Annotated in this window: 24 protein-coding genes; 10 read left to right on the forward strand and 14 right to left on the reverse strand. The window is 46.0% G+C overall.

Features of this window, described 5'->3' with window-relative positions; translation table 11 throughout:
• Window positions 1-19: 19 nt before the first annotated feature.
• The 3 genes from EOO49_RS07000 to EOO49_RS07010 are packed head-to-tail and all read right to left on the reverse strand — an operon-like array spanning window position 20 to window position 2,871.
• On the reverse strand, window positions 20-1,801 hold the full coding sequence (locus EOO49_RS07000; protein ID WP_290844084.1) for a CHASE3 domain-containing protein: 1,782 nt from the start codon (window positions 1,799-1,801) through the stop codon (window positions 20-22).
• Window positions 1,802-1,816: 15 nt separating this feature from the next.
• On the reverse strand, window positions 1,817-2,263 hold the full coding sequence (locus EOO49_RS07005; protein WP_290844085.1) for a response regulator: 447 nt from the start codon (window positions 2,261-2,263) through the stop codon (window positions 1,817-1,819).
• Between the two features lie 56 nt (window positions 2,264-2,319).
• A complete protein-coding gene (locus EOO49_RS07010) occupies window positions 2,320-2,871 on the reverse strand; it encodes an AraC family transcriptional regulator (RefSeq protein WP_290844087.1) in 552 nt (183 codons plus the stop codon).
• Window positions 2,872-2,972: 101 nt separating this feature from the next.
• On the opposite strand from EOO49_RS07010, the gene EOO49_RS07015 reads away from it, so the two are divergent.
• The 3 genes from EOO49_RS07015 (at window position 2,973) to EOO49_RS07025 (ending at window position 6,825) form a co-directional block, all read left to right on the forward strand.
• Complete coding sequence (locus tag EOO49_RS07015) at window positions 2,973-3,686, forward strand: DUF421 domain-containing protein (RefSeq protein ID WP_290844089.1); 714 nt, start codon at window positions 2,973-2,975, stop codon at window positions 3,684-3,686.
• Between the two features lie 754 nt (window positions 3,687-4,440).
• A complete protein-coding gene (locus EOO49_RS07020; protein WP_290844090.1) occupies window positions 4,441-4,977 on the forward strand; it encodes a superoxide dismutase family protein in 537 nt (178 codons plus the stop codon).
• Between the two features lie 648 nt (window positions 4,978-5,625).
• Window positions 5,626-6,825 carry an LETM1-related biofilm-associated protein gene (locus tag EOO49_RS07025; protein ID WP_290844092.1) on the forward strand — a complete coding sequence of 400 codons (1,200 nt, stop codon included), beginning with the start codon at window positions 5,626-5,628 and terminating at the stop codon, window positions 6,823-6,825.
• A 255-nt stretch (window positions 6,826-7,080) separates the two neighbouring features.
• Here the strand turns inward: EOO49_RS07025 and can are convergent, their stop codons facing one another.
• From can to EOO49_RS07045, 4 genes are all read right to left on the reverse strand, one after another.
• Window positions 7,081-7,722: a carbonate dehydratase gene (gene can, locus EOO49_RS07030; protein WP_290844093.1), complete on the reverse strand. Its 642-nt coding sequence runs from the start codon at window positions 7,720-7,722 to the stop codon at window positions 7,081-7,083.
• A 32-nt stretch (window positions 7,723-7,754) separates the two neighbouring features.
• Complete coding sequence (locus tag EOO49_RS07035) at window positions 7,755-9,431, reverse strand: SulP family inorganic anion transporter (RefSeq protein WP_290844095.1); 1,677 nt, start codon at window positions 9,429-9,431, stop codon at window positions 7,755-7,757.
• Between the two features lie 60 nt (window positions 9,432-9,491).
• Window positions 9,492-9,773, reverse strand: coding sequence for a hypothetical protein (locus EOO49_RS07040; RefSeq protein ID WP_290844096.1), 282 nt, complete (start codon window positions 9,771-9,773; stop codon window positions 9,492-9,494).
• A gap of 155 nt (window positions 9,774-9,928) precedes the next feature.
• Complete coding sequence (locus tag EOO49_RS07045) at window positions 9,929-10,408, reverse strand: Dps family protein (protein ID WP_290844097.1); 480 nt, start codon at window positions 10,406-10,408, stop codon at window positions 9,929-9,931.
• Between the two features lie 95 nt (window positions 10,409-10,503).
• Here EOO49_RS07045 and EOO49_RS07050 point away from each other — a divergent pair, with 95 nt between their 5' ends.
• Window positions 10,504-11,445 carry a LysR substrate-binding domain-containing protein gene (locus tag EOO49_RS07050; protein ID WP_290844099.1) on the forward strand — a complete coding sequence of 314 codons (942 nt, stop codon included), beginning with the start codon at window positions 10,504-10,506 and terminating at the stop codon, window positions 11,443-11,445.
• 145 nt (window positions 11,446-11,590) lie between these two features.
• Here EOO49_RS07050 and EOO49_RS07055 read toward each other — a convergent pair whose 3' ends face one another.
• The 5 genes from EOO49_RS07055 to EOO49_RS07075 form a co-directional block, all read right to left on the reverse strand.
• Window positions 11,591-11,785 (reverse strand): hypothetical protein, encoded by a 195-nt coding sequence (locus tag EOO49_RS07055; RefSeq protein ID WP_290844101.1) that lies wholly within the window; start codon window positions 11,783-11,785, stop codon window positions 11,591-11,593.
• Window positions 11,786-12,047: 262 nt separating this feature from the next.
• Window positions 12,048-12,245: a hypothetical protein gene (locus tag EOO49_RS07060; protein WP_290844103.1), complete on the reverse strand. Its 198-nt coding sequence runs from the start codon at window positions 12,243-12,245 to the stop codon at window positions 12,048-12,050.
• A 264-nt stretch (window positions 12,246-12,509) separates the two neighbouring features.
• Window positions 12,510-13,175, reverse strand: coding sequence for a tRNA (5-methylaminomethyl-2-thiouridine)(34)-methyltransferase MnmD (gene mnmD, locus EOO49_RS07065; RefSeq protein ID WP_290844105.1), 666 nt, complete (start codon window positions 13,173-13,175; stop codon window positions 12,510-12,512).
• Complete coding sequence (locus EOO49_RS07070) at window positions 13,172-13,636, reverse strand: hypothetical protein (RefSeq protein ID WP_290844107.1); 465 nt, start codon at window positions 13,634-13,636, stop codon at window positions 13,172-13,174. Before EOO49_RS07070 ends, mnmD begins: the two co-directional genes overlap by 4 nt.
• A complete protein-coding gene (locus tag EOO49_RS07075) occupies window positions 13,637-14,266 on the reverse strand; it encodes a DUF4920 domain-containing protein (protein WP_290844109.1) in 630 nt (209 codons plus the stop codon).
• A 623-nt stretch (window positions 14,267-14,889) separates the two neighbouring features.
• Between EOO49_RS07075 and EOO49_RS07080 the strand changes: the two genes are divergently transcribed.
• On the forward strand, window positions 14,890-15,957 hold the full coding sequence (locus EOO49_RS07080) for a branched-chain amino acid aminotransferase (RefSeq protein ID WP_290844111.1): 1,068 nt from the start codon (window positions 14,890-14,892) through the stop codon (window positions 15,955-15,957).
• Window positions 15,958-16,437: 480 nt separating this feature from the next.
• Here the strand turns inward: EOO49_RS07080 and EOO49_RS07085 are convergent, their stop codons facing one another.
• A complete protein-coding gene (locus EOO49_RS07085; protein WP_290844113.1) occupies window positions 16,438-16,833 on the reverse strand; it encodes a nucleoside triphosphate pyrophosphohydrolase family protein in 396 nt (131 codons plus the stop codon).
• 79 nt (window positions 16,834-16,912) lie between these two features.
• Between EOO49_RS07085 and EOO49_RS07090 the strand changes: the two genes are divergently transcribed.
• The 5 genes from EOO49_RS07090 to EOO49_RS07110 all read left to right on the forward strand — a co-directional run bounded on the left by EOO49_RS07090 (window position 16,913) and on the right by EOO49_RS07110 (window position 19,769).
• Window positions 16,913-17,101 (forward strand): hypothetical protein, encoded by a 189-nt coding sequence (locus tag EOO49_RS07090; protein ID WP_290844115.1) that lies wholly within the window; start codon window positions 16,913-16,915, stop codon window positions 17,099-17,101.
• A 61-nt stretch (window positions 17,102-17,162) separates the two neighbouring features.
• Window positions 17,163-18,275: an SRPBCC family protein gene (locus tag EOO49_RS07095; RefSeq protein WP_290844117.1), complete on the forward strand. Its 1,113-nt coding sequence runs from the start codon at window positions 17,163-17,165 to the stop codon at window positions 18,273-18,275.
• 48 nt (window positions 18,276-18,323) lie between these two features.
• The gene (locus EOO49_RS07100; protein ID WP_290844119.1) at window positions 18,324-18,863 is read left to right on the forward strand and encodes an RNA polymerase sigma factor; all 540 of its coding nucleotides are present in this window, start codon (window positions 18,324-18,326) and stop codon (window positions 18,861-18,863) included.
• A 30-nt stretch (window positions 18,864-18,893) separates the two neighbouring features.
• Window positions 18,894-19,310 (forward strand): hypothetical protein, encoded by a 417-nt coding sequence (locus EOO49_RS07105; protein ID WP_290844121.1) that lies wholly within the window; start codon window positions 18,894-18,896, stop codon window positions 19,308-19,310.
• A 3-nt stretch (window positions 19,311-19,313) separates the two neighbouring features.
• Window positions 19,314-19,769, forward strand: coding sequence for a sensor of ECF-type sigma factor (locus EOO49_RS07110; protein WP_290844123.1), 456 nt, complete (start codon window positions 19,314-19,316; stop codon window positions 19,767-19,769).
• A gap of 34 nt (window positions 19,770-19,803) precedes the next feature.
• Here the strand turns inward: EOO49_RS07110 and EOO49_RS07115 are convergent, their stop codons facing one another.
• Window positions 19,804-20,844, reverse strand: a complete 1,041-nt coding sequence (locus tag EOO49_RS07115) for an oxidoreductase (protein WP_290844125.1) — start codon at window positions 20,842-20,844, stop codon at window positions 19,804-19,806.
• Window positions 20,845-20,900 lie beyond the last annotated feature (56 nt).

Consider the following 20,900-nt stretch of genomic DNA (forward strand, 5'->3'; position numbering starts at 1 on the left):
CGGATGCGAAACTGAACATTTAAACTGGCAGAAACAGCGTAAAAACGGCGCCTTCGCCCGGGTTTCCATCGGCGAAAATGTAGCCGCCATGGCTTTCGCTCATTTTTTTGCAGATTGCAAGTCCGATGCCCGTTCCGGAGTAGTGTTCCTTGTCGTGAAGTCTGTTGAAAAGTACAAATACCTTATTGTTGTATTGCGGCTCGAAACCGATGCCGTTGTCGCTGAAAACGATTTTGTGGAATTTCTTGCCGTTGAGTTTTTTCGCCTCGGGAATCCGCGCGCCATCGACAATCGAATAAGTCACGTTTATTTCCGGACGCAAATCGTCTTTGGCATATTTGATCGAGTTGCTTATCAGGTTGACGAAAAGCTGCTGGATTTGGTAAGGCGTCACTTTGATTGTGGGAAGTTTGTCAGATACGAGCAATGCACGCTTTTCCTCGATTGCCTGAGCCATATCGGTTTTGGCGTTTTCCAACAGTTCGTTCAAATCTGTGAGTTCCTGTTTTTTGTCGCTTCTGTTGAGACGCGTGTACGTCAGCAAATCGTCGATGAGTTTTTGGGCGCGATTGGCCGAAGATTGAATCCGATATAGATAAGTACGCGAACTGTCTGAAACTTTCTCGAAATCGCTCTGGTCAATCCTCGAAATGAACATCTGGATCTTGCGCAAAGGTTCTTGCAGATCGTGACTGACGATATGGTTGAAAGAAGAAAGTTCCGAATTCGTACTTCGAAGTTCGTTGTTCTTTTGCTCGAGTTTTACCGTATTTCGATGCTGACTCGTGATGTCCTGATCGATCCCGATGATGATCTCGCGTCCGTCCTTTGTCGTGATCATCTGGCTTGTCGTTCGGAAATATCTCGCCTTGCGATCGGTTCTCAACACTTTATAGTTGACCGTAAACGCACTTTGGTTTTTGGAACGCTCGAAACAACCTTCGACTTTTTTGCGGTCGGCCGGATGTACGAATTTGAGGAAAGTCTTTATGTCCTGGTCGAAATCGCCGGGTTCGCCTCCCAAAAGCCGGAAGCGATTGTCCGAAAAAAACAACTCCTTCCTATCGAGATCGTATTGCCAATGCCCGATTTGTCCGATGCGCTCGGCATTCTCGAAAGTCTTGTTGGTCAAACGCAGTTTTTGGTTGAGATGGCCAAGGTGTTTGAGGTTTCTCTTGAGCGTGAAAAACGTCAGCAAGAAAACCAAAATCGAGAAAATGACAAGAAACGACGACGTGAAAGGCGTGAACGTAATCTCGTTCTCGTGCTCACGCTGCTGGTTTGCCAGAATGCGTTCCTCGTTTTTGGTGATGGAATTGATCTTGGTCCTGATTTTGTCCATCACCAACTTTCCATCCCACATCGACTTCTGGAATTCCGGGTCTTGCGCCTTGTACTTTTTACCTTGGATGCGATTGTCGCGCAAAGTCTGGAAACGTTCGTTGATGAGCGAATACAATTCGTCAAATTCCTTTTCGCGCGCCTTGTAAATCCCGATTTTCTGTTTGATCTCGAGCAAAGACTTGTTTATGGAGACGTGACTGTAGTCGTAAGGCGCGATGTAGCGTTCATCGCCGGTCATCAAAAAGGCGCGATTGGCCGATTCGGCATCCTTCAACTCCGAAAAAAGGCGTTCCAGATCGACTCTGACCTCAAGCGAATGCCTGATCGATTTCTGTGTCCGCGAAAGCGTATCGATCTGCTTGAAAGAAATGCTGGCGATGAAAAACAGCAGGAAAACGGAAATCACGAAGACCACAGTCAACAACAATGACGGCGATAAGTATTTCCGTAAATTCATACTAGTAGGCTTTTTTTAGATGCTGAACAAGAACGTGTCCTTGTTCAAACCTCCCGTCCTGAATTGCCAGTTTACATTGAGCACTTCCGTAAGCGTTTTTTTCAACGCATCGAAATCGTTCGGTTTTTTCACGTAAACGTTGGCGCCTTTCACGAAAGCGGTCTCGATGTCACGGTCGTCACCCGATGTCGAATAGATCGCGACAGTCAGGTTTTTCAATCTGGCACTGAGCCGGATCGCATCGAGGCACTCAAAACCGTTTTTACACGGCATGTTCAGGTCGAGAAACAAAATATGGGGCAATTCGTTGTCTTCGTCTTCGAGATACTGCATTAGTTTTTCCCCGTCGCTCGCGGTCACGACTTCGGTGTCCATCTTCAGGGATTCTAAAGCGTCTTTAAAGAACAGGCGATCGTCCTCATCGTCGTCTGCTAATAAAACGAGGCTTTTTCCAGGTTTCATGATGTATGTTTGTTGGCGGGATAAAATTACGTCATTCCGAAAACAATTCCTAAAATCTATCTGGCGCCCGCGCGCTTTTTGATGATGCGCTGGAAGGCCGTCGGCGTGAGTCCCGTGGTCTTCTTGAACTGGTTCGACAAGTGGGCGACGCTCGAATAATTGAGTTGGTAGGAAATTTCGGTAAGTGTCAATTCTCCTTCGATGATTAGCTGCTTGGCGCGCTCGATTTTCTGGATGATGATGAAGTTCTCGATGGACGAATAAGTCACTTCCGAAAACAAATTGGAGATATAACCGTAACTGTGGTTGAGGCGATCGGCGAGATAAGTCGAGATGTTCGTATTCGGAAGTTTCTCTTTCTCATAGATCATCTCGATGATGATGTCTTTCGTCTTTTCTATAAGCGTATTCTTGTGGTTGCTCACGATCCTGATTCCGTAGCGCTCCAAAGCCGCTTCAAGCTGTTTTTGCGTGTCCGGCGAAATCGTGCCGCGAATCTCCACTTCTCCCAATTCCTTGAGTTCGTAATCGATTCCGAATTCTTCCAGTTTTTCCTGCAGAATCACCTTGCAGGCGAGGTTTATATCATACTTGACGTAAAGCTTCATCGAGGTTAGTTTTTTGTAAATATATAGCAAAAACCGCGAACTCTGCAAAACGCTTTGTCATATAATTTCCGACTTTTGGTCTGAATTTTTAACAAAATGAAATGCAGGAACTTGTCGCACTAACTGTCCCAATCGACTGGGAATCGATCTTCAAGGGAAGCGAAGACTGGAGTTTCCATTGGGAAATCGTCTTCCGCACCGCCATTATGTACGTGTTGATCCTGACAGCTTTGAGCGTGTTGGGAAAACGTGGCGTAAAACAACTTTCGGTTTTCGAACTCGTGATCATAATCGGTTTCGGATCGGCTGCAGGCGACCCGATGTTCTACAAAGACGTTGGCCTTTTCAACGCATTCGTCGTGTTGGGAAGCATCGTAATCCTGTACAAAATCACGACTTACATAGTCTTCAAAAGCAAGAAAATCGAACAAATGATCGAAGGTAAACCCATTTGTCTCATCGACCACGGAAAATTCTCCATCGACAATTTCAACAAAGAACCGCTCGGATACGACGAATTTTTTGCGGAAATGCGCGTGCAGAGCGTCGCCCATCTGGGACAGGTCCGCAAAGCTATCATCGAGGTTTCGGGCGAGGTCAGTCTCTTTTATTATCCGGACGACATGGTCAAATTCGGCCTTCCGATCATTCCCGAACTTTACGCCGAAAAACATTACCAGATTCTGTCGGGAAACACTTACTCCTGCAGCTTTTGCGGATTCACGGACGAGATAAAACCAACCGACAACCACATTTGCCCCGAATGCCACAAAAATGAGTGGGTAATCGCCATCGACTGGAAGCGTATTTCGTGATTTTCCCGACACGAAAGAAATGGTTTATGTCCCACGGATTTCCGCTCTGCGTCGTAGCAAATAAATCGCCTTATCTGATTAAACCGCGAATTCGCGAATTTTCACCCAAAATCGGATCAAATTCGCGAATTCGCGGCAAAAAAATGTTTGGGAAAGACGATACCTCGATTCCAGAATACGTCGCAAAACCTTAACTTCCAAATGGTTCAAAAAATTCCACTAACAAATCAAGTTTTAGCAAAGAGCAAAGCATCTTAATGCCCTTACTGAACTTAATGGTTTTAAGATTTTGAATTTCGGATTCAGATTGCAACAACTCTATTTCTGCTGAAATTTTCCAAGAATCAGCAAACAGCAAAGCTTCTTAATGCCCTTAATTAACTTAGTGGTTTAAAAACTTCATTTTCGGATTCAGATTGCAACAACTCTATTCCTGCTGAAATTTTCCAAGAATCAACAAACAGCAAAGCGTCTTAATGCTCTTAATGAACTTAATGGTTTTAAAATTTTGAATTTCGGATTTAGATTGCAACAACTCTATTTCTGCTAAAATTTTCCAAGAATCGGCAAAGCATCTTAATGCTCTTAATGAACTTAATGGTTTTAAAATTTTGATCTACAGATTTCAGGCCACGGCGCGCAATTTACCTAAAGATAGCCAATCGCATTCGCCCGATGCGTTAAACACTTGTTAAGCGCGAAAAATCCCGATAGTCTAATGCCTAACTTTGAGAAAGACCTAAAAACAACAACAATGAAAAAAATATTCCTTTCAGCATTCGTACTTGCGGCGTTAGTCGCCTGTAAGTCAAGCGGCAAATCAGATTCAGGCGTTTCACCGTCCAAAACGATCGAGGTCGGATTGGCGCAGAAAAGCGACAGCGGCGTATCCGGAAAAGCGACGTTCACCGAAAAAGACGGAAAAGTCACGTTCACGGCAACGATGAGCGGCCTTAAACCGGGCGTTCACGCGATCCACATCCACGAAAAAGCAGATTGTTCCGCAGCAGACGCATCATCGGCCGGCGGACACTGGAATCCACTCAAGAAAAAACACGGAAAATGGGGCGTTGGAGAATACCACAAAGGTGACATCGGCAACTTCCCGGCTGACCAGGACGGAAACGGAACGATCACCGTCACGACGTCAGAATGGTGCATAGGATGCGGTGATCCGGCCAAAGACATCATCGAAAAAGGCCTCATCGTACACGAAAAAGCAGACGATTTCGTCACGCAGCCAACGGGCGATGCGGGCGGACGTGTGGCTTGCGCAGGACTAATCAAATAAAATCCAATATCCAATCCCGATAGCTATCGGGACAAATTCCAATTGGTTTCAAAAGAACATTTGGAGTGTGATCAAAATCCGGAGGCGTAATGTCACCGGATTTTTTTTGCTGGATTTTCTGCTTCTGCTACTGCTACTGCTTCTGCAACTTTTCGGGCGTGCCGGCGGCCAGCTTCAAAATGGCAGCAAGCAGTGACATTTGCAGATTGGCTCCCAAAAAATTCCGTGGAAGCCGCCGTCGGGCTTCCGCTGCTATCTTTTTGCCATTGGAATCTGAAGTAAAGAACAAAAATCCATCGGGCAAAAAGGATATCCGCTAAAATCCCTCACGCAAAGGCGAATAGCAAAATCCGCTTTCAAAACCAATGCATCAATTCGCGACAACTTTTATTGAATCGGCTCAAAATCATTACTGTCTTCCATTCGTCAACTTGCGACCAAAAAGAAATCTGAAAAATTGGGACAAGGCAACTTAAACCGGCAAGGTTTGGAATTTGCTAAGATGAGAATTTGGGATTTGTCCCGTTATCATCAGGATTGGGATTTGGAATTTGGAATTTGGAATTTGTCCCGATAGCTATCGGGATTGGAATTTGGAATTTGGAATTTGGAATTTGAGATTCGGATTTTCTAAGTTAGCTTTGCGCCATGATCAACCCATCGGCACACGGCTGGATAGACAAATACTTCCACGGGCTCCAACCCGGAACCGACGCCCCGACGGGCGCCGCGGCGATCTTTTACCGCGAGATCCGCAAAACCGGATTCATCTACGGCCACATCATCTCGTTCTACACCAAAGAAACCATAGAAAACCGCGGCTGGCTTGACGAAGAAGTCTCGAAACTGGCTCTGCTGGTCATCTTGCACAGGATTTACGTCGAGATACGCGAAGTTGACGATCGCGAAAAATTCGTGTCCGAAACGATCGCTTTCTACAACGAAATGAATCCAAAGGGATTCAATTTACTCAAGAAAGTGCTTCCTGGCCAACCGCCTTCGCTGAACCTCGAGGAAATCATAGACGAACGCGTCCAGACGAACGACAACATCATCTCGAAGAATTTTTCGCACATCGTCACCAACGCTTTGCTGTTCATCGACGTGCTGGCTTACCAGAAATTCCTCGAAAACGGCAGTATTCCGGACAAATACATCAAACGAGCCGAAGAACTTATCATTTCGGTCGTATCGATGGCTTTACAGACGAAATCCAAAAAATCCAATTACGACACGCTTTTGATCAAATTGTTCGAAGCTTCGTTGCGCTACGGAAAGTTCTCGACGATCGCGGTAAGCAATCTCGAGGCACTCGATTTGAGTTTTTTCACGAATCCGCTCGAGAAATACTATCTGCTCGACATGGCCGGACTCGCTATGTGGAGCGACGGCGTGATGGAGAACGAGGAAAAGTACTTTTTGTACAAACTCGGCGAATTCATGGAGTTGCCTTCGAATTTGGTGGACGATGGCATTTCGGAACTGAACGCTTTCATCGGAACACATAAAAAAGAAATCGCCTACTTCAATTACTCGAATCCGGTCAAACACTTTTACGATCACATGACCGAAAGCGTGATCGTGCTCATCAAGCGGAACAAGAATCGCCTCGTCAAGGAAATTATGCAAAGCGGCGAACTCGTGAAATTGCTGGCGCTTTCAACAACGCGCGATCTGGACGAAAAAGAGAAGAAAAAGGTCCGCAAGCAAATTCTCGACGTGTGCAAATCGATTCCGTCGCTCACTATTTTCCTCGTTCCCGGCGGAAGTTTGCTGCTTCCTATTCTTATCAAGTTCATTCCGCAGCTGTTGCCTTCGGCCTTCAACGAGAACAGCGAGATTGAGTAAAAAACCACCGCCAAATATATTTCCATTGTCGCCACCGATTGTTTAGACCGTTTCGCAGTCGCAGCAAATTCGTGCATTAGTGGCCAAAATCATAAGCGGCGAAGTAAAACCTGAACGCATTCAAATTCGCGAATTTCCACGCCATGTCGTGGTCAAAAAACAGCCCAGGCGAAGAAAATCCGAAGCAAAAAAACGAGCAAAAAAAGAGCCGAACACTTCTGTCCGGCCCAAAGGTCACTTTTAAAAACTACCAAGTTACTTGTTGAACTGCAACTGGTAAACTTCATCGAGATCCGTCTGTGAATTCATGTCCACTTCAAGATCTGTCACATATCCGGAATTCAAGCCGTAAACCCATCCGTGAATCGTAAGATCCTGGTCATTATTCCAGGCATTCTGCACGATCGAGGTCTTGGCAAGGTCGAATACGTTTTCTTTCACGTTCGTCTCCACGAATTTATTGAAACGCTCATCTTCGTCCTGTATTGCGTCGAGCTCGGCTTTGTGCTGGCGATAAACGTCTTTTATATGGCGAATCCAGTTGTCAATGATCCCGATCGACTGATTGCCCATCGCCGCCTTGATTCCGCCGCAGCCGTAGTGTCCGCAAACGATGATGTGCTTCACTTTCAGCACGTTCACCGAATAGTCGAGAACGCTAAGCATATTCATGTCCGTGTGAATCACCATGTTGGCGATATTTCTGTGTACGAAAACTTCGCCCGGACGCGTTCCCGTAATTTGGTTGGCAGGCACGCGGCTATCTGAACAACCGATCCATAGCAACGGCGGATGCTGTTCTTTAGCCAGATCGTTGAAAAATTGAGGATCGAGTTTCAAAGTTTCCTCAACGAACTTCTTGTTGTTGTCGAGCAGTTTCTTATAAAAATTGTCCATTTCTGTTGTCGTGTTTTTTCAAAGTTTCAAAATTAATCATTTTGGTCGTTAGATGAAGCGGCAAATTCACTTTTCCGTTTCAATTGGTCGGCGTGGCGTTTTACGGCTTCAGATCGATGATGTACCGAAACCTTGTTCACGCCATCGTCCGAGTTTACGAGATTGTACGCTTCCTTGAAGCCTTTCAGCCTGACCCTGATGTTGCTGTCTACGGCTCGCACGTTCTTGAATTCGTTGATCAGATCGAGAATGTCGTGGGCGATATAAACCGTATCCGAGGCATCGATCATCACTTTGGAATTGTCCGGAATCTCGTTCAGCGTAGCCTTGATCGCTGCTTTGTTGAGGAATGAAACTTCCTGGGCAAGGTCGATGTGAATCACGTCACCGTCGGCGTATTCTTCCTTGCGGAAATTATACGCGCGTTTGAGATTTCCGCGGATGATGAAAATAATCGAGATCGCCAGTCCGATGCCGACGCCTTTGAGCAGATCTGTGGCAAAAACGCCAACCAAAGTCGCGATGAACGGCACGAACTGGTATTTTCCCTGGTGCCAAAAGTGCAGGAATGTCGAGGGTTTGGCCAGTTTGTATCCGACAAGGATCAAAACCGCAGCCAGCGTCGCATAAGGAATCTTGCTCAAAACCATCGGGATGGCCAAAATGCACACCAACAGAAGCAAGCCGTGTATGATCGCCGACATTTTCGATTTCGCGCCCGCATTCGCATTGGCAGAAGACCGCACGATTACAGACGTGATAGGCAATCCGCCGATAAGCCCGCTGATGATGTTCCCGATTCCCTGGGCTTTCAGTTCCCGATTCGTATCGGTGTAACGTTTTTGTACGTCCATCCTATCCGAAGCCTCGATACAGAGTAAAGTTTCTACCGACGCCACGACCGTGATCGTCGCCGCCGTGATCCAAACCTGAGGATTCGAGATCGCGGTAAAATCGGGCAAAGTGAAAAATCCGATGAAATCGTCGAAAGAATTCAAAGGCGGCAAAGCGACCAAATGCGTGCTTCCCAAAGCCAGTGAACTTCCCGTCGCGATAAAAATCTGATTTAAAATGATGGAAACCGCGACCGCGAAAAGCGCGCCTGGCAGCAATCTAAGTCGTTTCAAGAATCCGATTTTGTCCCAAGCGATCAAAATGGCCAGTGAAACCAACGCAATGACGATCGCGCCGGGCTCGACTCTGGCGATAATGTCGGGAATGTCCGAAAACGGGTTTCCTCCGTCAAGCCTGAACAACGATTCTTCACCCGTTTCTCCGCTTTTGTCGTATCCGAAAGCGTGTTCCATCTGATTGGTTATGATGATGATCCCAATTCCCGCGAGCATGCCCTCAATCACGTTCGACGGAAAATAGTTCGAGATTGCACCGGCTCTGATAAAACCGAGAATCAATTGGAAAACGCCCGCGAGCAGAACCGAAAGCAGGAAAATCTCGAAAGCCCCGAATTTGTTGATCGCCGTAAGCACAATCGCGATCAAACCGGCCGCCGGACCGGAAACGCTGATATTTGAATTACTCAGTGAACCGATTATGATTCCACCGATGATACCAGCCAAAATCCCCGACAATGGCGGAGCGCCGGAAGCGAGCGCAATGCCCAGACAAAGCGGGAGCGCTACGAGAAATACAACCAAACCTGACGCAAAATCAGACTTGAGGTTGGCAAAAATGTTTGTTTTTTTTGTCATGACCTTAGATTTAATACAAAATGGGACAAGCGCGCTTTGCGTTGTCGTTGGAAATTTGCATTAAACCGTTTCGGGCGGCGGAATCAGGATGCGGGCCGAGAAAGAATCGACCATTGGCGTTTGGCGCGCGGCAATAGGGCGCGCGATTTCCTCAATGACAAGTGGTGGATGATGCGGCAAGTGGAATTTGAGTTCCGCCTTGACTTCCTTGTGCGCCAGTTCTTCTTCAGACATACTGAAAAAGCAGGACGTATTCGTAGACTTTTTGATCACGCTCACGATGGAAGGCGTCGCCAAAAAGAAAACGAAAAGCAACAAAACAAGTCTTGCCAAAAGTCTCATGTCACAAAAATAGACGCTTGGCGCGGTTTTCCAAATCTAAGATTAGATTATTTAGAATTATTTTAACCTGAGAAACACAAAAACCTGAAATCGAAATAAATACGACCTCAGGTTTTTTAATGTGGAAATGATTTTTTCTAATGTTGGCTATTTCTTCAGATGTCTTCCTCGAGCCAGGCGTTCATCATCCAAATGGTTTTTTCCTGTTCCGAAATAAAGTCTGACATCATCGAATTCGTGCCCTCGTCTCCTATCTCATCGGTTCTGTTGAGGATTTCCCTCTCGATTTTCAAAAGTTCGGTCAACGAGGAAACAATCAGATGCACCGCTTTCTCGTCTTTGGAAATGTTCTTTCCGACCTCGAGTTTATTGAGTTTAACGTAATCCTCGAAAGTATGCAATGGCGTTCCACCGATCGTAAGGACGCGTTCGGCTATCAAGTCGATCTTGAGCTGAGCGTCGTTGTACAATTCCTCGAATTTCACGTGAAGGTCGAAGAATCGCTTGCCGCGGATGTTCCAATGTATGCCTCGCAAATTCTGGTAATACACTTGAAAATTGGACAAAAGCGTGTTCAGATGCGTTACGATTTCTTCGGATTCCTTGATGGGCAAACCTAAAATATTGGTTTTCATGTCTTGGTGAATTTTGTGTTTGTTGCCCTAAAATTAATCCGATTTCCGATAAGAAAAAATGATAGAATTCATATTTTTATCACAAAATTCAATCGATGACAATTACGCAACTCACATATGTGCTCGCGGTGGCCGAACACAAAAATTTCACGCTTGCCGCCGAAAAGTGTTTCGTGACGCAACCGACACTTTCCATGCAGATCCAAAAAGTCGAGGACGAACTCGGCGTGCTGATCTTCGACCGGAGCAAAAAACCCATCCAACTCACTGACATCGGCCAAAAAATCGTCACGCAGGCCAAGAATATCGTGAACGAGTCGACGCGTATCAAGGACATCGTCGATCAGCAAAAAGGCTACGTTGGAGGCGAATTCAGACTGGGAATCATCCCGACGATCATGCCGACGTTGCTTCCGATGTTCCTCAACAACTTCATCAAGAAATACCCAAAGGTGAAACTTGTGATCGAGGAGCTGAACACCGATGACATCATCACCCGCCTCAAAAACGGACATCTGGACGCCGCGATAGCCGCAACGCCGCTTCAGGAGGAAAAACTCAAGGAATCGCCTTTGTATTACGAACCTTTTGTGGCTTATATTCCGAAAGGTCACGCTTCCGCGGACAAAAAAGAACTGTCGATCAACGATCTGAATGTCGACGAGATTTTGCTTTTGCAGGACGGACATTGTTTCCGCGACGGCATCCTGAACCTTTGCAAAAGACAGGATTTGCAGGAAAACGGACATTTCACGATAGCCAGCGGCAGTTTCGAAACGCTGATCAAACTCGCCGACGAAGGTTTGGGCACGACGCTTCTGCCCTATTTGCACACGCTCGACCTAAAAGAATCCGACAAGGGAAAATTGCATCATTTCGAAGATCCGAAACCTTCTCGTGAGGTAAGTCTGGTGTATCCCAAAACCGAACTAAAACTGCACATAATCGAAGCACTGCGTTCGACGATCGCTGGCGTCATCAAAGGTGCGATCGTGTTCCAGAATGTAGAAATCATCAGTCCGTTACCAAAGAAATGACGAGTGTTTTCATCGCGGTAGGCATCGGTTTTTTGTTTGTACTCTATTATTCAAGAAAAGCCAGGCGAAAAATCGAGGATTGGGAGAAAAAGAGAAGTGCCAATAACGACAACAAAAAAGAGCCTTGAACGGGCTCTTTCTCATTTTACGGGATCACGCAAAGACAGGGTCTCAATTCCGGTTTTTGGTTGGTGTAGAAATCCAGCCAGCGCCTTAGCATCTCGAGTTCATACGGGAGCAACACTTTGAGTGCTTTCCTGAGCTCCTTGACGAAAAGTTTGGGATCGAAACTTACGCGCTCGAGAACGTTTTTGGTGTAATCGTAGATCATACGCGGCATAACTTAAGATTTAGGGTTTTTACTTTCGAATTACTCCCGGATTTTTCAGGTATCGGATATCAAAAGATTCTGAAAATCAGGAAAATCATCGGAGTAAAACTAAAGAACTAAATCATTTCCACAAAGCGATTCTTTCGAAAAAAGCCGATAAAGTGTAATTACTATCGACTAAATACGCATTTTACATAATTATATAGATAATTTTCTTACAATAATTTCAATCGTGCGAATAAAAAAAGGAGCCGTTTAAGCTCCTTTAGTTTTATTTGTTGACATACATAAGACAGGGTTTCAGTTCTGGCTTTTCGACCGTGAAGCCTACCAGCCAGTCTTTCAATTGTTCGACCTCATAGGGAAGTAAGACCTTCAATGCTTTTTGCAATTCCTTTACGAACAGCGAAGGATCAAAGCTGACTCTTTCCAGAATCTCCTTCGTGTAGGAAAACATGGTTCTCTTCATAATTTGTTTGAACGTTTTAACTATTTGGGATTGATTGTTGGTTCTCTCAAATGTAACGAAAAATTAGCGTTAGAGCGTCCATCACACTTTGTTAATTAACAATGGAATTTTTAAAGATCAATGCCGAGTCTTGAATTTCATCGAGGTAAAGAATCGGAAATGCCAAAAAAATCATAAAATTGTTTGGCAGATTTTGAGTTTGTCGGAATGTGAAAATTATGGAAGCAATCGACTACGAGAATCCGAGAATTCGAAATTTAAGAATCAACTTTCTTTCCAAGCCCGAAACATCTCGCGTTTCCCGGGCGGACCGGCCAACTTCTCGACCCGAAAACCAGATTCGATCATCGCGCGTTTTATCGGACTTCTTGCGGCATAAGTCACCAAAACGCCATTCCGTTTGAGCGCCCTGAACATTTTCGCGAAAATTTCCGAGCTCCACAATTCGGGTTGCACGCGAAATCCGAAGGCGTCGAAATAAATCAGGTCGAATCGGTTCTCGTCGGCGATGTCGTGGAAAAATTGCTCGCGTTTGGTCAGCTGGAAATGGGCTGACAAATCAATCGGAGTTCCCCATTTCGACTGGTGCATATCCGCGAAAGCGCCAACAAAATCATCCGCCTTGAGTTCGGATACATAGTTGAGCTGTAAAACTTCGTCGGCCGCGACCGGATAAGCTTCAACGCCAACGTAGTCGACCTCAAAGCCGTCTTTTTGGGCTTGCAGAAAAGTGATGAAAGCGTTCAATCCCGTCCCGAACCCGATTTCCAAAACAGAAACAGGCTTGCCCTCGAAAAGGGAAAGCCCGTTCTTTATGAATACGTGGTAAGCTTCCTGGATCGCGCCGTGTCTGGAATGATAGGACTCGTCCCAATCGGGCAAATGGATCGTGGTCGAGCCGTCTGCCGTGCGCAAAATTTCGCGTTTCACGATTTGATGTAGAGTTTTTTTATCCTCGCGATCGGTCCGGCGCATTTTACCTCATGGCATTGGATGCACGCATCTACACCGTCGTTGAAATGCTTTTGGGCGTTCTTCGTATCTTGGTAAATCAATTCCTGCGCTTTGATGAAAGCGGCGGCCTTTTCCTTGAAAAAAGCGTCGTTCTCGGCCGGATCTGTCATCACCGCACTGTGTATTTTGAGGAAATGGCTCGGGAATTTCCCAATCGTGTCGCCTTTCGTGATGCGTTCTTTCAAGCGCTGGTTGTCGACGTACATCTGCTCCATGAGCATCGCCATTTCGGTCATTTCATACATCTCGAATTTCTTGCCGCCGGCCGAATCTTTGGCAACCGCCACAGAATCTTTCGCGCCAACATTCTCCTTCGTCTCTTTCGAACCGCAGGAAATCAGTAAAACCGAGACTAAAATCGCAATCGGGTATCGCATTTATTCAGAGATAAGCACGCCGTCGGCCATGAAAGCGTAAGTGATTTGCGGTTCCTTGATCTTGTCGATATCGGCTTGGGATTTCCCTCCGTCTTTGGCGTAATGCTTCAATTCGGCTACTGAAATCACATCCAGATAAGCTTTCCCGGAAACGATTGCCGTAGAATTGTCAGCGTTCAAAGGCACGAAAAACTCGTAATCCTTGAATTTCACGAACGCCTTTTTGTCTTTCGGCATGTCCATTTTCATCCAACACCCTTTTTTCTTGCAGACGCTATTCACTTTCGACTTGAACTTCACGGCAATCGTATCGCCCGTTTTCAACCCTTCGTATTTCTTTAGCATCGCCGCATCGCTCAACGCTTTTTCAGACGTGATTTTCTTTCCGAAAGACGCGTATTTAGGCTCTTGCTGCTCGGTCGAAAGCACTTGCGGAAAACGCGGATCGTCGTTTTTGGAAACATAATTCGCGGCCAAAAGTTTGCTTTCGTGGCTTCCGATTTGCGCTACTGTATCTTTCTTGATCGTGTCGGTTGTTGTTTCAACAGGTTGATCCGGAGCCGGTTTGCTTTCTTGTTTGCAAGAGGCAAGCGCCAAAACCGCAGCCGAAAGTAGGAGAACTTTTTTCATATGTCGTATGTGTTTTTTGTCTGTCGCGCAAAAATAGCGGTTTTTTTACAATGCCGCTATATTTTAACGGGTTAGTGGTTTGTGCCGTTATTGAACCGATGTCTTTTTTGCTTCGCAGCCAACATTTCTGGCACTTGTTGTCAAATTTAGAATTTTACACCCATAAATAGCATAGCTATAAAGATCAGGGCGTGCCGGCGGCGGGCATTTTACAACGTTCACTTCTGCGACTGCAACTGTTCGCAGCAACTAAAACAAAAAGCCGCCGTCGCGCTGCAGCCACTCGCTTTTGTCCAGCTTAAAGGGCTGGCCAAAGAGCTTAGACAATGGCGGCATCGCTCACGCAGTCCGGATTCCGATTCAAAAATCCTCCCAAAATCAAGAATCGGTTCCAAATCAAAATCCCAAAAAAATAGAGACGTCAAAAACGCCAAGAACTCAGGGACTTCCAACTCAGGAACCAAGGAACTTTGCACTCCGGCACTTCTAAATTTTTTTCAGCCCTCGATTTTTAGTATTTTAGCGGCAGTGACAAAAAAGTCGCCAACACAAACCTAACTTTTCGGTCAAATATCTGCAAATCAGATAATTGAACCGTTCAGTCCGTAAAAACCCAAACGATAATGAATGTCAATGCAACAAACGAAATCGATATAGTTCGCGCATCGGGGACAAAAATCGATGCTGTAGATTTCGAAAACCTCGTCTTCGGGAACATTTTTTCCGATCACTTGCTCACGTGCGATTTCCGCAACGGCGCATGGGAAAAACCGCTTATAAAACCGTACGAGCCGTTCACGCTTGATCCATCGGCCAAGGTTTTTCACTACGGACAGGCGATTTTCGAAGGCATGAAAGCCTACAAGCACGATGACGACAGCGTTTGGTTGTTCCGCCCTGACCAGAATTACGAGCGCTTCAACAAATCTGCAACGCGTCTGGCCATGCCCGAAGTCCCGGAATGGATTTTTATCGAAGGCCTCAAACAACTCATCGATCTCGAACGCGAATGGGTCAAAAAAGGAAAAGGCAACACCTTATATATACGTCCGTTCATGATCGCGATCGGTTCTGGCGTCGTGGCCGCTCCTTCTACGCAGTACAGATTTATGGTGATCCTTTCTCCGGCAAAATCCTATTATTCGGGAGAAGTGAAAGTCATCATCGCCGAACACTACAGCCGCGCGGCAAACGGCGGGATCGGAGCCGCGAAAGCCGCCGGAAACTATTCGGCACAATTCTATCCGACCAAACTCGCAAACGAAAAAGGATTCCAGCAAATCATCTGGACAGACGACGCAACGCACACCAAACTCGAGGAAGCCGGGACTATGAACGTGTTTTTCCGCATCGGAGACACTTTGTTGACCGCGCCAACCAGCGAGCGAATCCTTGACGGCGTGACGCGAAAAAGCCTTATCGACATCGCCAAGCGCGAAGGAATTGAAGTCGAAGTGCGGTCGGTCTTGGTATCGGAATTGGTTGAAGCGGCCAAAAATGGCCAACTCAAGGAAGTCTTCGGCGCCGGAACCGCGGCCGTCGTAAACCCGATCGTCGGTTTCAGCTATGACGATGTCTACTACGAATTGCCGAAAGTCGAGAATTCTTACGCTTCCCAACTCAAGGAAAAACTCACGAACATCCAATACGGACTTGCCGCGGACGATTTTGGTTGGATGGTGAAAGTCTAGACTCGGCTATTCATTGTTCGTTATTCCGAAACTAAAATAAAAATCCCGTTTGCTTTGGCGCGAACGGGATTTCTTTTTACTTCTAGTTGTTTCGAAGATTATTGCAAAGGGCTAAAAAAAATTTAACATTTTTTACAGATTTTCTGTAAAGCAATATCACAGGGATTTTGTAGGGATAAACATTTGCCCCTTCCCTGAAGGTAAGATCGCGATTTTAGAAATATATCGTTTACAGAAAATCTGTACTTTTTGTTAAAAGAAGTCTTCCTTTTAAACTTTCGCTACCAAATCGACATTGGCAAGCGGCGAAAAACAAAAAACACAAATACGTTCGCTCGGAAAATAAGCCATGAATGCACGGATTAGTTCCCTGGACGTATTCGGCCTTCGTATACTTTTCAGCTACAAACGTTACTATTTCAATACAACGATTGCAATTTAGTTCCGACAGCTTTCGGGATGGGATTTGGACCTGGGATTTTATAAAGATACTTGACCCAATATTTTCGAAAAATCAGGCTTGAAGTAGTTCGGGCCTTTCATGACTTTTCCGTCTTCGCGGTAAATCGGTTTTCCTTCGTGGTCGAGCTTGCTCATGTTGCTGCGCTGGATTTCGTCGAAAACTTCCTCGATCTTGTGTTGCAGCCCGTGTTCGATTATCGTTCCGCATAAAATATAGAGCATGTCGCCCAAAGCGTCGGCAATTTCCACGACGTCATTGTTTTGGACGGCTTCGAGATATTCCTCGTTTTCTTCTTTCATCAAATTGAAACGCAGGATGTTTTTGCTTTCTCCCAAATCACCTCTTGGGGATTCGGCATATCCAAGGCCAAAAGCCGTGTGGAATTCCTTTACGGAGTCGAGTTGTTTTTGCATGGTCTGACCAATTTTCTACGTCCGAAAAGTAGTGACGAACTGCTTTGTATTGGCTACATTTGCACGAAATTTATACACAATGTTTTCACAAGGCCAACTCATTTTCGCGGGCGTTTTCCTGGTTTGTTTCATCGTCGCGGCAATCGTGATGTATCGCAAGGATTCCGGCTTGCACAAGCGCGAATACAAAGGAAGTTACCGCGTTCTGATCGTGTTTTTGCTGTTCATCGCCGCCTTGTTCGCCATCAAATTCTATATGAAACACTAAGTCGGTTCCCATTGTGGAATCGGTTTCATAACTTTAGCCCAAACCAACGCTTTTTCTGCAAATGCGCATACTCAAATACATTTTCCTGCTTCTGATTCTCGCGCTTGTGGGCATCGTGGTTTTTGTCGCCACACAAAAGGGCGAATACGACGTGGTGCGTTCGGCCGTGATAAAAACCCCAAAAGCCGTGGTTTTCAATTATGTGAACGACTTCCGCAACTGGGAAAACTTCAGTTCTTGGACGAAAGGCGACGCGTCGACCAAGTTTACTTATCCGGCGGTGAGTTCGGGCCAAGGCGGATCTGTTTCGTGGAAATCAGCTGACGGACAAGGAAAAATCGTCAACACCTATTCCAAAGACAGCGACAGCCTCGCCCAAAAAATGGAGTTCAACGGCTTGCCTTCGCAGATGTCATGGAAGTTCGAACAAGTAAAAGGCGGAACTAAAGTCACTTGGCGCACAAAAGGAAAAGTCGGATTCTGGTATAAAGTGCAAGCTGTGGCCAAAGGCGGACTCGAAAAACTGCTTGGCGCGCAAAACGAGCAAAGTCTGGCCAATCTCGACAAGACTTTGGTTTACGAAATCAACACTTTCTCGATTGCCGAAAACGGAACGGTCTACAAAAGCGGCGCGAAATTCCTGCAGATGACGATTTTGAGTACGATAGAAAACGCTCCGAAGAACATGCGCGTGATGTTGTCGAAAATGCAATATTTCTTCCGCAAGAACGACATCGCATCCAACGGAAAACCTTTCGTGCTTTACCACTCTTACGATTCGGCCAACAACCGCACGCGTTTTTCGGTCTGCATTCCGATAAAAGAGGAAGTCCGCACATCAGAACACAGCGACGTGACTTATGGCGAATTCGAGACGATGAAGTCTGTGAAAGTCACGCTAAACGGAGATTATTCGCATAGAGCCGAAGCCTGGAAACGCGCCGGAGATTACATCATCAAATCGAAACTTGAGCGCGATCCCAACATTCGCGTAATCGAGGTTTTGGCCAAGAACATCGACGATTCCAAAAGTCCTTCGAAATGGGTGACGCAACTGTATTTCCCTTTGAAGGCTTATTCGGCTCCGGTTCCGAACCCTGCCGCAATCGTTCGTCCGACGGTTCCCAAACCAAAACCCGCTACCCAAAACACAGCCGAATTTTCGATCCAATAGCCATTAAACCCTTTGGCTTCCGAATAGTCCAACCTACAAATCCGCGATTTGGAAGAACAGGAGTTCATAAAGCGATTGCTAGATCCGAAGACGCAAAACGAGGCGTTCCGGAAGCTTGTGCACGACTATAAACGGCCGTTGTACACTCATATCCGTTCGATCGTTTACGACCACGACGATGCCGACGACGTACTCCAGAACACTTTCGTGAAAGTTTTCCAATTCCTTTCCGGATTCAAGGGCGAGAGCAAACTTTATTCGTGGATGTACCGCATCGCGACTAACGAATCCATCACTTTCCTGAACCAAAAAGCCCGGAAAAGCGGCATCAGCAATGAAGAACTGCAATCGAAATTGGTAGAGAATCTTGAAGCCGATGTGCATTATGACGGATCGGAAATGGAACTCAAATTGCAGAAAGCCGTCTCGCTCCTGCCCGAAAAACAGCAATTGGTTTTCAAGATGAAATACTTCCAGGAAATCAAATACGAAGAAATGTCAGAAATTTTGGGCACTTCAGTCGGCGCGCTAAAGGCTTCGTACCACCACGCCGTCAAAAAAATCGAAGAATACGTAAAGGGAAATTAAACCCTCGATAAAATTGTAAGTCAAAAGGATATGAACGCATTCAACCTCGGGAACGAACCAAAATTCAAAAGCGGCTTCAAGTCGCCGGACGGTTATTTCGACAATCTCGAAGACGCAATCCTCGCAAAATTACCAGTAAACGAACCAAAAGTCGTTTCGCTTTTCGCGCGTCACAGAACCACATTTTATGCCGCGGCCGCCATCTTGGTGCTTGCTTTGATGATTCCTGTTTACCAGTTGCTGGAAAAACCGTCCGAAAACATCGATCAGGCGACACTCGAAAATTATCTCGCCTACGAATCGGGCTTGAACCAATTCGATCTTGTAAACGAACTCGGGACAGAAGATATCGAGCATCTGCAACAACAAACCGAACTTCCCGTTTCGGATGAAGCCATCGAGGCCGTGCTTTCGGACAACAACATTGAACACATCATAACAGAATAAACGATGAAAACGAAAAACCTTTTAACGCTTTTGCTGCTTTTGCTTTCTATGGGAATTTTCGCTCAGGACGGACGCATGCTCAAGGAGAAGAAAGAACAGATCAAGTCGCTCAAGGTCGCTTTTTTGACCGAACAATTGCAGTTGAGCTCCGATGAAGCCGAAAAATTCTGGCCTATTTACAACGCCTTTGACGACAAGCAGTTCGAACTCCGGAAGGAAAAACTCGATGCCTTGAGAAAGAAGATCAACGACGGCGATTTGACAAACATGACAGAGAAAGAAGCGTCTTCGTTGCTTTCGCAGATGGAAAGTACCGAAACCGAACTCTATCAGCTCAAAAAGAAATTGGTCGCCGATTTGAGACCCGTGATTGGAGCGGTAAAAATCGTAAGGCTAAAGAAAGCCGAAGAAGATTTCAATAAAAAGTTGTTGCAGCAATACAGACGCAAACGAGACTAAAACCGACAAACCAAAAAGGAGCTTTAACGGCTCCTTATTTTTTGAAACGGATTCTGACCAATTTGTCTTTTCCGGCCGCATAAGCCGTGCTGTCGTTGGCGAATCTTATCGTGTAAAGCGAATAGTCGTTGAGCAATTGCTTCCAGGATTTTCCGCCGTCGCAGGAATAGTGAAGTCCCGACGCTCCGACGCTTGCCAATCCCAGACCTTTCGATTTCGGAACGAACTGAATGCACGAAGCATAGCCGAATCCTTCATTTTCCGCTATCAATTTCCAGGTTTTTCCGCCGTCGTAAGTGATCGCCTTGTTTTCCTGGTTGCGGTTTTGCCTTTCGTAATCGCCTCCGGCCACCATCCCAATTTTGGCATCGTAGAAATCTGCGGTAAAAATGCCCGTCATCGACTTTCCCGAAACGATCGGCGTGTCGTAGATTTTCCAGGTTTTTGCCTTATCGGATGAAAAAAGGACGCGCGCGTGTTTCCCGCCGGTTACTATCCAGGTGTTGTTTCCCTTTACTACGATGTTTGTGTTCGATGCGGCGAACGCGGCTTCACCTTCGGACGTCTTCGGAAGTTTGGCGCAGTCGATTTTCGTCCACGAATTTCCGCCGTTTCTGGTCACGAGCACGCTCAGGCAGTTTTCTATCGGATCGCCCATCGCAATGCCTTCCTTGTCGTTCCAGAATTGCATACTGTCGTAAAATATCTTTTTGTTGTCGTCCTTGTGCACGATTTCCCGCTTTCCCGATGCTTTATCGACCTTGACCAAAAATGCCGGGCTGGCCACGTTCAGCAAAAAAATCGATTTTGAAGTTTGGGCGATGCTTCGGAATTCAAGTGTGTCGGGAGAAAAAGTTTCCGACAACGTCTTTTTGGTTGCCACGTCGTAGTAGCCGTAACGCGATTTGTCGGCGGCGTACCAGATTTTGTTCCCATCGATTGTTATCGCCCGCGATGAAAAGCCTCCGGCTAGCAAAGTGTCGACTTCGACCTTGGTGAAATTGTCAGAGGTGAATCGGCTTGACCGAAAGGACAAAAACGTGAAAATTAGCAGTAATGGTGTAATGTATTTCATATGCTTAATGGTAACTTTCGATTAAAGATAGTCAATAAAATCAAGGCTTGGAAGCC

The sequence above is a fragment of the Flavobacterium sp. genome, assembly GCF_004295795.1.
Taxonomy (GTDB): Bacteria; Bacteroidota; Bacteroidia; order Flavobacteriales; family Flavobacteriaceae; genus Flavobacterium.

What these genes read in the sequence shown, in the direction of transcription:
- EOO49_RS07060 (WP_290844103.1), bottom strand. Translation starts at nt 12,245, where the DNA reads ATGAAGAGAACCATGTTTTCCTACACGAAGGAGATTCTGGAAAGAGTC.
- EOO49_RS07000 (WP_290844084.1), bottom strand. Translation starts at nt 1,801, where the DNA reads ATGAATTTACGGAAATACTTATCGCCGTCATTGTTGTTGACTGTGGTC.
- EOO49_RS07095 (WP_290844117.1), top strand. Translation starts at nt 17,163, where the DNA reads ATGCGCATACTCAAATACATTTTCCTGCTTCTGATTCTCGCGCTTGTG.
- EOO49_RS07045 (WP_290844097.1), bottom strand. Translation starts at nt 10,408, where the DNA reads ATGAAAACCAATATTTTAGGTTTGCCCATCAAGGAATCCGAAGAAATC.
- EOO49_RS07025 (WP_290844092.1), top strand. Translation starts at nt 5,626, where the DNA reads ATGATCAACCCATCGGCACACGGCTGGATAGACAAATACTTCCACGGG.
- can (WP_290844093.1), bottom strand. Translation starts at nt 7,722, where the DNA reads ATGGACAATTTTTATAAGAAACTGCTCGACAACAACAAGAAGTTCGTT.
- EOO49_RS07005 (WP_290844085.1), bottom strand. Translation starts at nt 2,263, where the DNA reads ATGAAACCTGGAAAAAGCCTCGTTTTATTAGCAGACGACGATGAGGAC.
- EOO49_RS07055 (WP_290844101.1), bottom strand. Translation starts at nt 11,785, where the DNA reads ATGCCGCGTATGATCTACGATTACACCAAAAACGTTCTCGAGCGCGTA.
- EOO49_RS07035 (WP_290844095.1), bottom strand. Translation starts at nt 9,431, where the DNA reads ATGACAAAAAAAACAAACATTTTTGCCAACCTCAAGTCTGATTTTGCG.
- EOO49_RS07015 (WP_290844089.1), top strand. Translation starts at nt 2,973, where the DNA reads ATGCAGGAACTTGTCGCACTAACTGTCCCAATCGACTGGGAATCGATC.
- EOO49_RS07085 (WP_290844113.1), bottom strand. Translation starts at nt 16,833, where the DNA reads ATGCAAAAACAACTCGACTCCGTAAAGGAATTCCACACGGCTTTTGGC.
- EOO49_RS07080 (WP_290844111.1), top strand. Translation starts at nt 14,890, where the DNA reads ATGAATGTCAATGCAACAAACGAAATCGATATAGTTCGCGCATCGGGG.
- EOO49_RS07020 (WP_290844090.1), top strand. Translation starts at nt 4,441, where the DNA reads ATGAAAAAAATATTCCTTTCAGCATTCGTACTTGCGGCGTTAGTCGCC.
- EOO49_RS07050 (WP_290844099.1), top strand. Translation starts at nt 10,504, where the DNA reads ATGACAATTACGCAACTCACATATGTGCTCGCGGTGGCCGAACACAAA.
- EOO49_RS07070 (WP_290844107.1), bottom strand. Translation starts at nt 13,636, where the DNA reads ATGCGATACCCGATTGCGATTTTAGTCTCGGTTTTACTGATTTCCTGC.
- EOO49_RS07010 (WP_290844087.1), bottom strand. Translation starts at nt 2,871, where the DNA reads ATGAAGCTTTACGTCAAGTATGATATAAACCTCGCCTGCAAGGTGATT.
- EOO49_RS07110 (WP_290844123.1), top strand. Translation starts at nt 19,314, where the DNA reads ATGAAAACGAAAAACCTTTTAACGCTTTTGCTGCTTTTGCTTTCTATG.
- EOO49_RS07075 (WP_290844109.1), bottom strand. Translation starts at nt 14,266, where the DNA reads ATGAAAAAAGTTCTCCTACTTTCGGCTGCGGTTTTGGCGCTTGCCTCT.
- EOO49_RS07040 (WP_290844096.1), bottom strand. Translation starts at nt 9,773, where the DNA reads ATGAGACTTTTGGCAAGACTTGTTTTGTTGCTTTTCGTTTTCTTTTTG.
- EOO49_RS07105 (WP_290844121.1), top strand. Translation starts at nt 18,894, where the DNA reads ATGAACGCATTCAACCTCGGGAACGAACCAAAATTCAAAAGCGGCTTC.
- EOO49_RS07115 (WP_290844125.1), bottom strand. Translation starts at nt 20,844, where the DNA reads ATGAAATACATTACACCATTACTGCTAATTTTCACGTTTTTGTCCTTT.
- EOO49_RS07090 (WP_290844115.1), top strand. Translation starts at nt 16,913, where the DNA reads ATGTTTTCACAAGGCCAACTCATTTTCGCGGGCGTTTTCCTGGTTTGT.